General features: G+C 71.0%; 16 protein-coding genes. 4 read left to right on the top strand and 12 right to left on the bottom strand.

From position 1 onward, the window contains the following. Positions 1 to 29: 29 nt before the first annotated feature. The 4 genes from AB0B94_RS10710 to AB0B94_RS10695 form a co-directional block, all read right to left on the bottom strand. Entirely contained in the window at positions 30 to 794 is a 765-nt protein-coding gene (locus AB0B94_RS10710; RefSeq protein WP_357273818.1) for a ferredoxin reductase, read from the bottom strand. A 7-nt stretch (positions 795 to 801) separates the two neighbouring features. Then, on the bottom strand, positions 802 to 1,401 hold the full coding sequence (locus tag AB0B94_RS10705; protein WP_091408112.1) for a sulfite oxidase-like oxidoreductase: 600 nt from the start codon (positions 1,399 to 1,401) through the stop codon (positions 802 to 804). A 75-nt stretch (positions 1,402 to 1,476) separates the two neighbouring features. Then, entirely contained in the window at positions 1,477 to 2,502 is a 1,026-nt protein-coding gene (locus AB0B94_RS10700) for a TerC/Alx family metal homeostasis membrane protein (RefSeq protein ID WP_357271327.1), read from the bottom strand. A gap of 216 nt (positions 2,503 to 2,718) precedes the next feature. Next, the gene (locus AB0B94_RS10695) at positions 2,719 to 3,129 is read right to left on the bottom strand and encodes a DUF2267 domain-containing protein (protein WP_357271324.1); all 411 of its coding nucleotides are present in this window, start codon (positions 3,127 to 3,129) and stop codon (positions 2,719 to 2,721) included. 154 nt (positions 3,130 to 3,283) lie between these two features. Between AB0B94_RS10695 and AB0B94_RS10690 the strand changes: the two genes are divergently transcribed. Both AB0B94_RS10690 and AB0B94_RS10685 read left to right on the top strand, forming a co-directional pair. Then, entirely contained in the window at positions 3,284 to 3,556 is a 273-nt protein-coding gene (locus AB0B94_RS10690) for a DUF2795 domain-containing protein (protein WP_030332551.1), read from the top strand. Between the two features lie 42 nt (positions 3,557 to 3,598). Continuing rightward, positions 3,599 to 4,264 (top strand): DUF1345 domain-containing protein, encoded by a 666-nt coding sequence (locus AB0B94_RS10685; protein WP_357271321.1) that lies wholly within the window; start codon positions 3,599 to 3,601, stop codon positions 4,262 to 4,264. Positions 4,265 to 4,525: 261 nt separating this feature from the next. On the opposite strand, the gene AB0B94_RS10680 is transcribed toward AB0B94_RS10685, so the two are convergent. The 6 genes from AB0B94_RS10680 to AB0B94_RS10655 all read right to left on the bottom strand — a co-directional run bounded on the left by AB0B94_RS10680 (position 4,526) and on the right by AB0B94_RS10655 (position 9,098). After that, positions 4,526 to 5,194 (bottom strand): hypothetical protein, encoded by a 669-nt coding sequence (locus AB0B94_RS10680; RefSeq protein ID WP_357271318.1) that lies wholly within the window; start codon positions 5,192 to 5,194, stop codon positions 4,526 to 4,528. Between the two features lie 57 nt (positions 5,195 to 5,251). Continuing rightward, positions 5,252 to 6,226 (bottom strand): pirin family protein, encoded by a 975-nt coding sequence (locus AB0B94_RS10675; protein ID WP_357271315.1) that lies wholly within the window; start codon positions 6,224 to 6,226, stop codon positions 5,252 to 5,254. Positions 6,227 to 6,346: 120 nt separating this feature from the next. After that, positions 6,347 to 7,000, bottom strand: a complete 654-nt coding sequence (locus tag AB0B94_RS10670) for a hypothetical protein (protein WP_357271312.1) — start codon at positions 6,998 to 7,000, stop codon at positions 6,347 to 6,349. After that, positions 6,997 to 7,365 (bottom strand): hypothetical protein, encoded by a 369-nt coding sequence (locus tag AB0B94_RS10665; protein ID WP_357271310.1) that lies wholly within the window; start codon positions 7,363 to 7,365, stop codon positions 6,997 to 6,999. Before AB0B94_RS10665 ends, AB0B94_RS10670 begins: the two co-directional genes overlap by 4 nt. Before the next feature lie 166 nt (positions 7,366 to 7,531). Beyond that, positions 7,532 to 8,116, bottom strand: coding sequence for a hypothetical protein (locus AB0B94_RS10660; protein WP_357271307.1), 585 nt, complete (start codon positions 8,114 to 8,116; stop codon positions 7,532 to 7,534). Between the two features lie 667 nt (positions 8,117 to 8,783). Beyond that, the gene (locus AB0B94_RS10655; RefSeq protein ID WP_357271304.1) at positions 8,784 to 9,098 is read right to left on the bottom strand and encodes a MazG-like family protein; all 315 of its coding nucleotides are present in this window, start codon (positions 9,096 to 9,098) and stop codon (positions 8,784 to 8,786) included. A 189-nt stretch (positions 9,099 to 9,287) separates the two neighbouring features. On the opposite strand from AB0B94_RS10655, the gene AB0B94_RS10650 reads away from it, so the two are divergent. Beyond that, complete coding sequence (locus AB0B94_RS10650; RefSeq protein ID WP_357271301.1) at positions 9,288 to 10,658, top strand: hypothetical protein; 1,371 nt, start codon at positions 9,288 to 9,290, stop codon at positions 10,656 to 10,658. 66 nt (positions 10,659 to 10,724) lie between these two features. On the opposite strand, the gene AB0B94_RS10645 is transcribed toward AB0B94_RS10650, so the two are convergent. Together AB0B94_RS10645 and AB0B94_RS10640 are read right to left on the bottom strand one after the other, a co-directional pair. Continuing rightward, positions 10,725 to 11,438, bottom strand: a complete 714-nt coding sequence (locus tag AB0B94_RS10645; RefSeq protein WP_357271298.1) for a hypothetical protein — start codon at positions 11,436 to 11,438, stop codon at positions 10,725 to 10,727. A 559-nt stretch (positions 11,439 to 11,997) separates the two neighbouring features. Continuing rightward, entirely contained in the window at positions 11,998 to 12,468 is a 471-nt protein-coding gene (locus tag AB0B94_RS10640) for a VOC family protein (RefSeq protein ID WP_357271295.1), read from the bottom strand. Positions 12,469 to 12,526: 58 nt separating this feature from the next. Between AB0B94_RS10640 and tsaA the strand changes: the two genes are divergently transcribed. After that, positions 12,527 to 12,955, top strand: coding sequence for a tRNA (N6-threonylcarbamoyladenosine(37)-N6)-methyltransferase TrmO (gene tsaA, locus AB0B94_RS10635; protein WP_357271292.1), 429 nt, complete (start codon positions 12,527 to 12,529; stop codon positions 12,953 to 12,955). Positions 12,956 to 12,966 lie beyond the last annotated feature (11 nt).

Below are 12,966 nucleotides of genomic sequence, written 5' to 3'. Positions count from 1 at the left end.
TCCTCGAACACTGCGTGAGTGAGCGGTGGTCAGCCGGTGGGGCCGAAGCGTTCGGTCTTGACCCGACGCGACGGGTGACCGAGCCCCACCAGCAGGTCGGCAACGGTCTCCACGAACGCGGTAGGGCCACAGACGTAGGTGAGGGGTTCCAGGTCCGGTGGCCACCCGTGCGTGTTGACGTCGGCCAGCCCGATCCGGTGCGGCTCACCGCGCCAACCCTCGGGCGCCTCACGGGTGTAGACGTACGCGACGTCCAGCCCGAAGTCGTCGCGGACCCGGCGGCGCAGCTCGTCGGCGTAGATCACGTCGCCGGGGGTGCGCACCGAGTAGATCAGCCGGAACGGCGCCTTGCTGCCCACCGCCCGCCGCGCCCGGATCATCGCCATCAGCGGCACGACGCCGGAACCGCCGGCGACCAGCTGCACCGGCGCGGTCTCCTCGGACCGCCAGATGAACCAGCCACCGAGCGGTCCGCGGACCTCCACCGGGTCGCCGGCGCCAAAGACATCAATGAGGTACGGGGACACCTCGCCGTCGGGCACCCGCTGCACTGTCACCTCGATGCGCGGGCCCCCGGGCCCGTCCACGGCCGGCCCGGCGATCGAGTACGACCGGGCCGCCTGGTAGCCGTCCGGGGCGGTGAGTCGCAGGTCGACGTGCTGCCCGGCCAGGTGCCCCGGCCAGTCCGGCACCTCCAGCACCAGGGTCTGCGCGGTCGGAGTCTCCACCCGCCGCTCCACCAGCCGGCCGACCTGCCACCGGTTGGGCGTACGGCGCTGGGTGCTCGTCGCCACGGCGCGCTCAGTCACCCTGGTACCGCTGTTCGCGCCACGGGTCGCCGTAGTCGTGGTACCCGGCGGTCTCCCAGAACCCTGGCTCGTCCATCGTCTTGAGCCGGAGGCCGCGCACCCACTTGGCGGACTTCCAGAAGTACAGGTGCGGCACCAGCAGTCGCGCCGGCCCGCCGTGCTCAGCGGGCAGCGGTGCGCCGTCGAAGGTGTGCACCACCCAGGCCTGGCCGCCGCGCAGGTCGTCGAGCGGCAGGTTGGTGGTGTACCCGCCGTAGGAGTGCGCCAGCGCGAAGTGCGCCCCCGTGTCGACGTCGGCGAGCAGAGTGTCCAGTGAGACGCCCTGCCAGTTGGTGCCGAGCTTGGACCAGCGGGTGACGCAGTGGATGTCCACCATCGGCGTCTCCTGCGGCAGGGCCATCAGCTCCTGCCACGACCACCGGTGCTCGCTGCCGTTCTCGGCGGAGATGACGAACTCCCAGGTGTCCAGTGACACCCGGGGTGTCGGGCCGGCCGAGAGCACCGGAAAGTCCTCGGTCAGATACTGGCCGGGGGGCAGGGCCGGCTCCTGCGTTCGGGGCCGACCCTGAAAGCCCGGTGACACGATTCCCATTGCACAGTCGTACCACCCGCGCTGGTGGAGGCGGGAGCTTTCCCGCGTACCCCGTCGTCAGCCGGCGCGGCGCGGTCAGTGCCGCTCCGCGACGACGGTGCGGTCCTCGGGCAGGTTGCCGCCCCGGGTGGCGCGCAGGCTGGTCATCGTGACCACCACCAGCACACCGATGATCACGCCGAGCGAGGCCAGTGTGGGGATCTGCGGCACACTGTCCCAGATGCCGTGCGCCCAGTGCAGACCGAGCTTGAGGCCGATGAACGCCAGGATGATGGCCAGGCCGTAGCTGAGGTGCACCAGCCGGCTCAGCGCCGCGTGCAGGACGAAGTAGAGCGCCCGCAGGCCGAGCAGGGCGAACGCGTTGGTGGCGAACACCAGGTACGGGTCCTCGGTGATGCCGTAGACGGCCGGCACCGAGTCGACAGCGAAGACGATGTCGGTGGCCAGCACCGCTACCACCACAAGGGCGAACGGTGTGAGTGCGCGCTTCGCGCCCTGCCGGATGGTCATCTTGGTGCCGTGGTAGTCGTCGACCACCGGCATGACCTTGCGCAGCAGCTTCACCGACCGCATCTTGTTGATGTCGACTTCCTGCTGATGCCCGGACATGGCATCGCGCAGCAGCTTCACCGCGGTGGCGATGAGGATGATCGCGAAGAGCAGGAAGGCGAAGTCGAGGGTCTGCAACGCCGCCGCGCCGAGGGCGATGAAGACGGCCCGCAGCACCAGCGCGCCGGCGATGCCGTAGAGCAGCACCCGCTGGGCGAGCACCGCCGGCACCGCGAACGCCGCCAACAGCAACATGAAGACGAAGAGGTTGTCGACCGAGAGCGACTTTTCCACCAGGTAGCCGGTCAGGTACTCGACGCCCTGCTGGGAGCCGAATCGGGACCAGATCCAGCCACCGAACGCCAGCGGCAGCGCTATGTAGAACGCCGACCAGCCGATGGCCTCCCGCATGGACACCTCGTGCGGACGACGGGTGACCAGGAAGTCCAGCACCAACAGCAGGAGGACCCCGATGATGGTGACCGCCCACAGCGTGGGCGTGCCCACCGACGACAGGTCACTGGCGGCGGACAGATACGACACTTGGCTCATGTGGGGTCTCCTCGAACACCGTCATGTTCGAGGTCTCCTTCACCCACCACCTGATGGGCAACCACCCGAGGCGCGCCGGGCGCGCCGTACTGACCGGAATGGTTCGTGGGAAGTACTCCCCTCGCACGACAAGGTTAGGCCAGGCGGAATCGCCACGCCAAGCGGGACATCGATGGTTGCCCTGGTAAACCGCTGTGTGCCCGTACCAGCGCTGTGTCAACCACGGCGCAACGTCGCGCCCGGGGCCATCGCCTGCTCGACCAGGCCCCGATAGTCACGTGGCAGTTGGGTCGCCACGTCATCGAACTCACCGCCGGTGATCGCCTCGCGCAGAGTGGTGAAGACCGCTCGACTGGCGTCCTCGGCGGCGGGCTCCTGCACACCGGCGCGCAACGCGACCCGGGCGACGAACTCCGCGGCGCCGAACCGGTCCGCCTGCTCGGTGCTCGGGCTCGGCTTCAGCACGAGTTGCAGCGGCTGGGGCAACTGGGCGGCCAGGTCCAGCACCTCACCGCCGGTCAACCGCTCGGCGAACGTCTCCAACACGGCCCGGGTCAGCTCGACCGCACGCTCGGACGACGTGGCGGTGCGCTGGGAAACCTGGTCGATGAAGGTGTCGTAGTTCATCGCGTACTCCCTTGGCTCGCGTCGGCGTCAGCGGGTACCCGCGGCGGCCGAGGAGAAACGGTGCCGGTTTCCTGCGCCGGGCGGGCGTGACCGGCCGGCGGGCGGGTAACCGCCGCCGGTCGTCACCACATCGATGCCCGAGGGAGCCCACGCCATGGCGAGCTACGCCGACGTCCTGCAGTACCTGTCGAGCCTGGACTACCCGGCCGAGAAGGACGACGTGGTCCGCGAGGCCGAACGGGAGGGTGCCCCGCCGGACGTGTTGAAGGCGCTGCGCGCCCTCCCGCCGGTCGACTACGCCAACGGGACCGAGGTGGCCCGCTCGGCTGGGATCGAGGCGGCACCCGAGGTCGGCCCCGCCCAGCGGGCCGAACAGGCCCGGGACAAGAAGCACAACCGGGTCTCGCAGCACCTGCGCGGCATCTGACCCAGCTGTGACGCCCACCGCCCTGGCCCGGGAGCGTCCCGAATGACCCAGACCGGCCCCGACCGGCCAGCGGACGTGCGTTTCCCGGCTGCGAAGCAGCTCGCCGTCGTGGCGGTGGTCGGCGTCATCGCCGGCTGCGTCTTCGCGCTGCTGCTGCCCCTGCCGCTCGCCGCGCTGGCCGGCTGGGACGTTGGCGCGCTGAGCTGGCTCGTGCTGGTCTGGCACAAAATCTGGCCGATGGACGCCGAGCGGACCGCCCAACTCGCCGTCCACGAGGACCCCAACCGGGCGATCCGGGACGCCCTGCTGCTCGTCGCCTGCCTGGCCAGCCTGCTGGCCGTCGGGTTGGTCGTGGCCAGCGCGCAGAGCGCGCCCCCCGGGACGGCCCGGGAGCTGCACAGCAGCCTGGGCGTGCTCAGCGTGGTGCTCTCCTGGTTCGTGGTGCACACCGTGTTCGCCGCCCGGTACGCCCGGATCTACTACACCGGCCCGGACGGCGGAGTGAACTTCAACCAGCCCGAACCGCCGCGCTACTCCGACTTCGCGTACGTCGCGTTCACCATCGGGACGACGTTCCAGGTCTCCGACACCAACCTGACCAGCAACGAGATGCGTCGAACGGTGCTGCGCCACTCGATGGTGTCGTACCTGTTCGGCGCGTTCATCATCGCCGTGACGGTGAACCTGCTGGCGGGTCTGGCGCGCTGACGACACCGGCTGCCTGGTCCCCCGGAGCATGACACGGGGCGGGGCCGATCGAAGGGCCGGGACAGGCGGGCGCCCCTGGTCACGAACCGCGACCCAGGGCGCCACGCAAGCCTGCCCAGGCGGTGAACCGCATCCGAACCGGTCGCGGTCACCAGGCGGTGGAGGGCCGCTCGAACCGAGCGGCCAGCACTGCCGGGTCCAACCATACGGCAGAACATCCTCCGTTTGGTCAGAATTTGGGGAAGTGTGGGCCAGGGCACGTCACGGCCGACCGGTCACCTCCGCGTACCGATGCTCCAGGTCGACCCGGGCCAACGCCCCCACCAGCCAGGCCAACTGCTCGGACTCGCCAGTGGCAAGGCCGGCCAGGTCGTCCGCCGACCTCCCCAGCCCGAGCCGCCGGGCGGCGGTCAGCGCCCGCCGATCGGCGACCGGGGCCACCTCCCGCCACAACGCCTGCGCCTCGCGGAGAAACAGAACGACAACCTGATCGTCCACGCCCGGAAGCTCGGCCAGCAGCGCCCGCTCCCGGACCGGGTCGTGGTGCGCCACCGCCCGCAGCCGGCGCAGATCACCCCGGTACCGCTCGACCACCGCCCGAGCCAGGTCACCCAGCACCGCGGCCAGCGCGTCCACGTCACCGCGCTGGCCGCTGGCGCGCAGCACCCGGACCCGATCCTCGTGCAACGAACGCGCCAGCCGGGCCGCGCTGTCCCACCCCTCGTCGCGCACCGCCCGCGCCCCGTCCAACGCCCGCCGGAAATCACCACGACGGGCCAGCAACACCGACAGGTACAGCACCTGGAACAGGCTCGCCGGGTTGTTGGTCACCCGGAACCCGTACTGCTCGGCGAAGCCTCGCCCGCTACCGGCGAGCCGGCGCGCCAGACGTTTACGGTCCTCCACCGGAGTGATCAAACTGGTCGCCATGCCGGCGACTACCCGCGCCGCCAACTGCCACACACCGGGCCGCGCGCGCCGGTGTCGTCAGTCGTGCAGGCCGCCGGTGCGGTCGCGGGCCTTGAGGCGGGTCGTGGGCAGGGCCGGCGCCGGCAGCGGCGGCGCCGCATCGTCGGCGACCACACCGAAGCGCCCGTCGCCGGCCATCCAGTCCTCCCGGGCAGCGGCGATCTCCTCGTGTGACCGGCCGACGAAGTTCCACCACATCACCAACGGCTCCTCGAACGGCGTACCGCCCAGCAGCAGCAACCGGGCCCCGGCCCCGCCCCGCACTGTCAACTCCCGGCGGCCCGAGCCCAGATACAGCAGCGCCCCCGGCTCGAACCCGACCCCGGCCGCCTCCGCGGATCCGGACATCGCCAGCACGGCGTACTCGAAATCCGGCCGCAACACCATCGTCGCCGGCGCCTCACCGCGCAGCTCCAGTTGGACCCCCACCAGCGGGGTGTGCACCACCGCCGGTGACCGCTCCCCGGCGAACCCGCCCACCAGCACCGTGACGTCCAGGTCGCCGTCGCGCCAACGCGGCAGGTCGGCGTGGTGGGCGAAATCGGCCGCTCCGGCCCGCGCCGGATCCGGCAGCGCCACCCAGAGCTGCACACCGTGCATCACCGGCGGATGGGTCGCCGGTGAGCGCTCCGAGTGGGCGATACCGTTCCCGGAGGTCATCACGTTCAGTTGGCCGGGCACGATCGGCTGCACGTTGCCGAGGCTGTCCCGGTGCAGAATCTCCCCGTCCAGCAGCCACGTCACCGTCTGCAGCCCGGTGTGCGGGTGCGGCGGCACCTCCATACCGGGCCGCTGCGCCACATCGTCCGGGCCAAAATGATCCACGAAACACCACGCGCCGACCATCCGGCGGGCGCGCTGCGGAAGCAGCCGCCGCACCGTGGTGTACCGACCCAACGGCACGTCGTGGCCGGGCAACAACACACTGCCGGGATCGACGTCGGCCACGCCAGGCGGTCGGGTCTGCGCCAGCATCGATTCAGTACGCTCCACCGCCCGACTGTACGCGCACGCCCACTCACGACCACGACGCTTCTGGCCAGGGCGGGCGTGGTTCACCGGCCAGTGGTTGTCAGGGTGGGCCGACCGGGCGCGCGCTGACCCGGCGCGGGTTCACCGGTTGCTGGAGGAGACCAGAACACTGTTGGCACCGGCGACCAGGTCCAGGTACAGGCGTTCCGCCGACCGGTCCCAATCCGGCGTACCCAGCACCGAGCCCGCGGCCACCCCATCCCAACGGTCGCCGCGTACCACCACTGAGCCGGCACCGACTCCCGCCCGAACCCGTACCGGAGTCTCCTCCGGGACCCGGACGTCGAGCTGGCTGGTCCCACCGGTGAGGCGTACGGTCAGGGTGCCGGCGGGCTGGTCTGCGCGCGGGCCGGTGGGGTTGCCGGGGCCAGCGGCGGTGATCGGTGGCAGAAGAATCTCGGTACGGCTGGAACCCCCGGCGAGTTCCACGCCCAGCAGCCGGGCCCGGGTCAGATCCAACACCTGACTACTCACCCCGCCAACGAGGTGGAGACGCCAGGCGACCCGCTCGTTGAGCAACACCCGCACGGCCCGTGGCCCGCGCGTCCCGGACCCCACGAGGTCGAGCCGCACGGTCTCCCCCCGCACCGCCGGTCGGCCCGCCACACCCGAGCCGGCCGGGATACTGATCCGGTACAGGTCATCGCCCAACTCGGCCACCCGCAGCTCGAACGAGGACAGCCCATCCGCGAGCACGAAGGTGCCCTTCCGCCAACCCGCCAACGGCGCTGTCAACAGGTGCTCGGCAGCGGCACCCGCACCACCGCGGCGACCCTCAGCCGCGTCCGGGTCAGCGACGCCCCCCGGGCGGCCGCCGTCCCCGGGGGGAGTGCCATCGGGCGAGTGCCATCGGGGCGAGTGCCATCGGGGCGAGTGCCATCGGGCTGGCTGGAGTAGGTCATGCCGAGGTGGTCGGGAGCGGCAACGATCACGGTCACCGCCGCCGCGCCCAGGAGCAGCACGACGGCGGCAGCGGCCACCAACAGACGAGCACCGGCTGACAACCGTCGTGGTGCCGGCTCACCGGACTGTGCTGACTCACCGGACTGTGCTGGCTCTGACTCCGGTTCGCGATCCGCGCCGTACCCCACTGCGGCCATGCCTGTGTCCCTCCGCCGGTCCCCGCCCGGTGGTACGTAAAGACCAACCGATCGGATCACTCGGCGCTGAACGGCGACCGGCCAGAGCAGAAAGGCCGCTGGCCGGCACCCGGGGTTGGGGGTGCCGGCCAGCGGTCGGTGTCGTGCGGTGGTGCTGTTGTACGGGTCAGCTGTTCCAGTACTGGCCAACCAGGTCGGCGGCCTGCTGCTCCCACTGGGCGTAGGCGTCCGGGTAGGCCGACACCTGCACGGTCTGCGCGGCGTCGGTCAGCGGCATGTCCTGCCACCCGTCGACCTGCTTCAAACCCTTGAGGAACGCCATCGTCGAGTAGGCCGGGTCAGTAATCTGCTCCGGCGTGCCCCAACCCGAGCTCGGGCGCTGCTGGAACAGACCCAGCGAGTCGTGATCGTTCATATCGCCCAGGTGGCCGAGGTTCTCCAGCTTCGACTCCTGCAGGCTCGTCGCGATCGAGATCACCGCGGCCCGCTCCGGCAGACCGGCCTTCTTCGTCGCGGCGATGATCGCCTTCACGTTCGCGGTCTGCTCGTCGTTGAGGGCGATCCGGGACTGCTCGCCCTGGGTGCCGTGCGGGATGAGCTTGCTGGTGTCGGGCTTGTCGGCCTGCACCGCAACGGCGACGGGCTTGGCGTCGACCGGGTTGGCCACGTGGGCGATCGGGCCGGCGAAGACACCACCGGCGAACGCGAGACCAGCAACGGACAGCACGCTCTTACGCATGATCGTGTTCATGGGGGTAGCTCCTTCGGGGGTAGGACACCCCGACCGCCAAAGGGGGGCGGCGGCGGGGTGTGAGCACCTCGTCCGGCGCTGCACATACAAGGGGAAAAGTCTCTGGGGTGACGCCCATCAGGGCGTCGGGTCGGCGACCTGCGAGCGGGGGGCTCGTGGCGCCGGGACCCTGTGTAACGACCCGGGGGCCGGGGTCATTCCGGGGGGTGGCCCACCATCGGCGCCCTCAGCGTGGCGGTGCCCGGTGGTCGGTCGTGGGGACTGTAACGACCGGGTGGAGGCTGGCATTCCAGCCTGCGCGACCAGCCCTCAGGGGCGGGCGGCGGGTCGGTGGTACTGCGATCGTCGGGGTATGTAACGACCCCGGCCCCGCCATGATTCCGGCCCACGAGTGCGCCCGACCATACCCCACAACACCCAGCAGACGACAAACCGCCCACGCGGCACCCGGTGGCGGGGCGTCGGATCATGCCTCAGCGGCGTGATCCACTCGGATTCACGGAAGTCGGGGCATCCGAGACGCTGGGACAGCCCCGACGTCAGGAAACCCGAGTCGATCACGAATGAAGCGACCGGCGCATGACACCCGTTGCCGGCAAGGTTCTCAGACGGGCCCCGGCCGGCGACAGTCGGGAGGGGGACGGCGTTGACCGGACGCCAGGAGCGGTTACTGGCCCGTCAGGCGGGAGCGCACCTTTGCGGCGCAGGCGTCCAGAACCGTCTGCGCGTCCAGCCCGAGGCTTTCGATGGCCACCAACGCGGTGAAGGCGACGTCGGCCAACTCCGCCGCGACGTCCTCGCGGGTGTGGGTGACACCCTTGCGTGGATTCTGCCCGAGCAGACCGATCCAGGCGGCCGAAGCCTCCCCCGCTTCCTCGGTGAGCTTGAGGATGCGGCAGGTCAGTTCCGTCTGGCCGGTGCCGTTCGCCGCGTCCAGCCAGCGGCGTGACGCTCGGGCCGCCTCCCAGATCGTCTCGTCCACGACGACCAGTCAACCCGATCGGCCCACCGGCCCGAACGACCGGGTGCGGCCGGACCGCCGTGTTGACCGGCGGATCAGCGAACCCATTGACACTGGTCGACGGCGGTTCTAGGTTCAGGACGCTACCGGCCGGTAGGCAAACGTCCCGCTGGTCGCCCCCGGGCGACAACCGTCCGATGGGGAGCACCGATGCTGTCCACACCCGTCCGTACCCTCCGCCGCCTGTTTGCCGCGGCTGCGACGCTGACCCTCGCGGTCGGGCTGGCCGGTGCCGCGCCAGCCAACGCCACCGGCCGCGACCCGAGGGGCGGCGAGCCGCTGCCCGGCTACACCATCGAGAATCCGCCGTTGCCGCCGCTGGTCGTGGGCGGCAAGCCGACGACGGTACGCCAGGGCGTGCACCGCCACGCCGGGTACATGATCGAGGTCCCCGCCCGGTGGAACGGCGACCTGGTGTTGTGGGCGCACGGTTACCGCGGCCAGGGCACTGTGCTCTCGCCGGAACCGCCGGCCTTCGGGCTGCGCCAGCGCCTGCTGGAGCAGGGGTACGCGTGGGCGTCGTCCTCGTACGACCGCAACGGCTTCGACATCCGCTCGGGGGTGCTGGGGACGAAGGATCTCGCCGACCACTTCGGGCGGACGGTCCGCCGACCGCAGCACACCTACGTCGCCGGGGTGTCGATGGGTGGGTACGTCATTGGTCGTTCGCTGGAGCAGTACCCCGGCTTCTACGACGGCGCGTTGCCGATGTGTGGTGTGCTCGGCGATCAGACGCTGCTCGACTTCTACCTGGACTACAACCTGGTCGCGCAGGCACTCGCCGGGGTGCCGGCGTATCCCACGCCGGCTGACTATCTGACGAACGCGGTGCCCCGCATCCAGGTGGCGCTCGGCCTGGCCGGGCTGACCCCCACCGGTCCGGACACCACCACGGACCGGGGCAAACAGCTGCGGGCGATCACCGTGAACCGTTCCGGCGGGCCACGTCCGGGAGCCGACGCGGCGTTCGCGGTCTGGAAGGACTTCCTCTTCTCGATCAGCGTGCCCACCGGGAGCGGCAACTCCCCCGCCCAGCGGCCCGGCCAGCTGTCCACCAACCTGCTCACCCGCTACTCACCGAACAGCCCGGTGAACGTCAACGCGACAGTGCAGCGGGTCGCCCCGGAGAACCTGCGGCAGCGGCTCCTGCCGACGCTGACCGAGGTACCGCGCATCGCCGGCCGCCCGACCGCGCCGGTGCTCAGCCTGCACGGTCTCGGCGACCTGTTCGTGCCGTTCAGCATGGAGCAGGCGTACGCCAGTGACGTGGCGCGCAACGGTCGCAGCAGGCTGCTGGTTCAGCGGGCGATCCGGGCCACGCAGCACTGCGAGTTCAGCCCGGCGGAGGCCGGCGCCGCCTGGGACGACCTGGTGTCCTGGGTACGCACCGGCAAGCGCCCGGCCGGCGACACCGTGACCGACCCGGTGGTGGTGGCCCGACCCGACTACGGCTGCCGGTTCAGCGACCGGGACGCGTACGCGGCCGGTGTCGGCACCCGCCGCCTCTACCCGGCCTGCTGAGCTACGCGAACACGAAGAACCGGCCGGCTCCCGTCGAAGGGAACCGGCCGGCCTCGTGTGCGGGTGTCACCACATCTGCTGGACGATGTCCGCAGCCTGCTCCTCCCACTGCGCGTACGCGTACGGGAAGGCCGAGACCTGGACGGTCTGCGCGGCGGCGGTCAGCGGCAGGTCCTGCCAGCCGCCGACGTTCTTGAGCGCGGTGAAGAACGCCGTGGCGGCGTACTCCGGGTCGGTGATCTGGTCGGGCGTGCCCCAACCGGACGACGGACGCTGCTGGAACAGGCCCTGCGAGTCGTGGTCGTTGTACGCGCCGAGGTGGCCGAGGTTGTACAGCTTCGACTCCTGCAGCGAGGTGGCGATGCCGATCACCGCGCCCCGGTCACCGACGCCGGTCTTCTTGGCGGCGTCGACGATGGCGCGGGCGTTGGCCAACTGCGCGTCGTCGAGCGGTACGCGCGACTGCGCGCCCTCGATGCCGTGCGGGATCAGCTGGGCTCGGCTCGGCTTGCCGGCCGGCGGCTTGCCGGTGGCGGAACCGGTGGTCAGGCCCGACTCGACGGGCTGCTCATCCTGGCGTGCAGAGGTGGCAGCCTTGCCGGTGGCGAGGTCGATGGCGGCGACGGCGCCCTGGTGCGGTCCGGAGGTGACCGGGGCGGCGGCTGCGGTCGGCGCGAGGGCCAGACCGCCGAGGGCGGCCACACCCGCCACGCTCAGCGCGGTCTTGCGGTACGAGTCCTTAGCGATGGCGGGGAGCCATCGAGTGAAGTCGACCTTCACGATGGTTGCCCTTTCGATCGTGCGGAGCGCTCCGGGGTGAACACTCCTCGGGAGATGACCGCGGAAAAGCGTTTGGGCTCCGGCGGTACGGGGGACACAACCGGGTTCACGTGTCGGGCATTCCGGAAACGCCCGAGGCCCGGGCCGGTGCGGCCTCGGTCACGGGACGACCCCGGACACGACGGCTCTTGGCGCACCAGACGGTGCGGGCTGTGACGCTTTCGGGGCCAGGGGGCAGTCTCCGAACAACAGCCTTTGCTCTGCTTACCTATGCGCGCCAGCGACGGTCCGTGACGATCGGGAGGGACCTCCGAGGCTGGCCGAAAGCGCCCATCCGCAGCTCAGGGGACATGGTGCGTATAGGTAAGCAGAGCAAAGGGAACGTGCAGGGTGGGCGGGGGTAGGGACCGAGTGGTGTGTCGCTACCGTCAGTGGCCGTTTCCGGATGATCGTCGCGGAGGCGGTGCGACGCGCGGCCACGGCCAGCAATCGCCAGTGGGCGTCCGCCGCTGCGGCTCGTCTGCACCGGGATGAGAGGACCGCCCGGAGGCTGCCCGACTCAGTCGTCGCCGTCGCGTCCGGAGTTCGCGGCCCGCGTCCCGACACCCTCGTCGCGGCCGAGGAGTTCCTGGAAGACGGTGATGTGCAGGCCGGCTGGGGCGTCCAGGCGGGAGTTGAGCGACTGCCACGGTGTGCGGGTGGGCGGGGCGACCTCGCTGGCCCCGGCGGCGACCAACCGGGCGGTGGTCGCCTCGGCGTCGTCCACCTCGAAGGCCACCCGGATCCTGGGCGCGACCTGCCGACCCACCTCGACCTCGTCGATCATGCGTTTCTGCGCCGGGTTGGCGATCTCCAGGGTGGCGCGGCCGGCGTCCAGGATCACCACCCGGGCATCCCCGTCGCCGCTGAACGCCGCCTCCTCGGGCAGGCCGAGCGCGTCGCGGAAGAACGCGACGGCAGCCTCGTGGTCGGCGGCCTCCACCACGAGCCGCAACTGGCGGACAACGGGGGCGGGCGAGTCGGCGGCCATGTTCAAGATCCTAGCGCCGCGACAGGGTTATGTTGGGACCGTCCAGAGGGGAGCGACAGTGGTCGAGGCGGCGAGCGATGACACCTACCTGCTGCACCCGATCGGCCGGGTCGCCTCACCGCTGACCGACGCGGCGAGCGCGCCACGGCAGGGCGACGAGGGCGCGCCGACGGCGTGGCTGGTCTTCGACCCGCAGGTCGAGCGGGCCGGGCGTGACCTGCGGGTCGGCACGGAAATGCTGGTACTGACCTGGTTGGACCGTGCCCGTCGCGACGTGCTCGCTGTGCACCCACGCGGCGACGAGAACCGTCCGGAGACCGGGGTGTTCAGCACCCGCTCACCGCACCGGCCCAACCCGATCGGGCTGCACCGGGTGCGGATCCTGGCGGTGGATGGGCTGCGCGTCGAGGTGGCCGACCTGGAGGCCCTCGACGGCACCCCGATCCTGGACGTCAAACCGGTGCTGGGCGCGGCCGACGAACGCTGAGCCGTCGACCG

It is taken from the genome of Micromonospora sp. NPDC048986, from assembly GCF_040649335.1.
Taxonomy (GTDB): domain Bacteria; phylum Actinomycetota; class Actinomycetes; order Mycobacteriales; family Micromonosporaceae; genus Micromonospora; species Micromonospora alfalfae.
The sequence above is the reverse complement of the archived record's forward strand: the minus strand, read 5'-3'. Positions and strand labels throughout refer to the sequence as shown.

Coding starts and splice junctions, on each gene's coding strand:
- AB0B94_RS10705 (WP_091408112.1), bottom strand. CDS start 1,401: ATGGGAATCGTGTCACCGGGCTTTCAGGGTCGGCCCCGAACGCAGGAG.
- AB0B94_RS10695 (WP_357271324.1), bottom strand. CDS start 3,129: ATGAACTACGACACCTTCATCGACCAGGTTTCCCAGCGCACCGCCACG.
- AB0B94_RS10685 (WP_357271321.1), top strand. CDS start 3,599: ATGACCCAGACCGGCCCCGACCGGCCAGCGGACGTGCGTTTCCCGGCT.
- AB0B94_RS10700 (WP_357271327.1), bottom strand. CDS start 2,502: ATGAGCCAAGTGTCGTATCTGTCCGCCGCCAGTGACCTGTCGTCGGTG.
- AB0B94_RS10690 (WP_030332551.1), top strand. CDS start 3,284: ATGGCGAGCTACGCCGACGTCCTGCAGTACCTGTCGAGCCTGGACTAC.
- AB0B94_RS10650 (WP_357271301.1), top strand. CDS start 9,288: ATGCTGTCCACACCCGTCCGTACCCTCCGCCGCCTGTTTGCCGCGGCT.
- AB0B94_RS10640 (WP_357271295.1), bottom strand. CDS start 12,468: ATGGCCGCCGACTCGCCCGCCCCCGTTGTCCGCCAGTTGCGGCTCGTG.
- AB0B94_RS10680 (WP_357271318.1), bottom strand. CDS start 5,194: ATGGCGACCAGTTTGATCACTCCGGTGGAGGACCGTAAACGTCTGGCG.
- AB0B94_RS10660 (WP_357271307.1), bottom strand. CDS start 8,116: ATGAACACGATCATGCGTAAGAGCGTGCTGTCCGTTGCTGGTCTCGCG.
- AB0B94_RS10665 (WP_357271310.1), bottom strand. CDS start 7,365: ATGGCCGCAGTGGGGTACGGCGCGGATCGCGAACCGGAGTCAGAGCCA.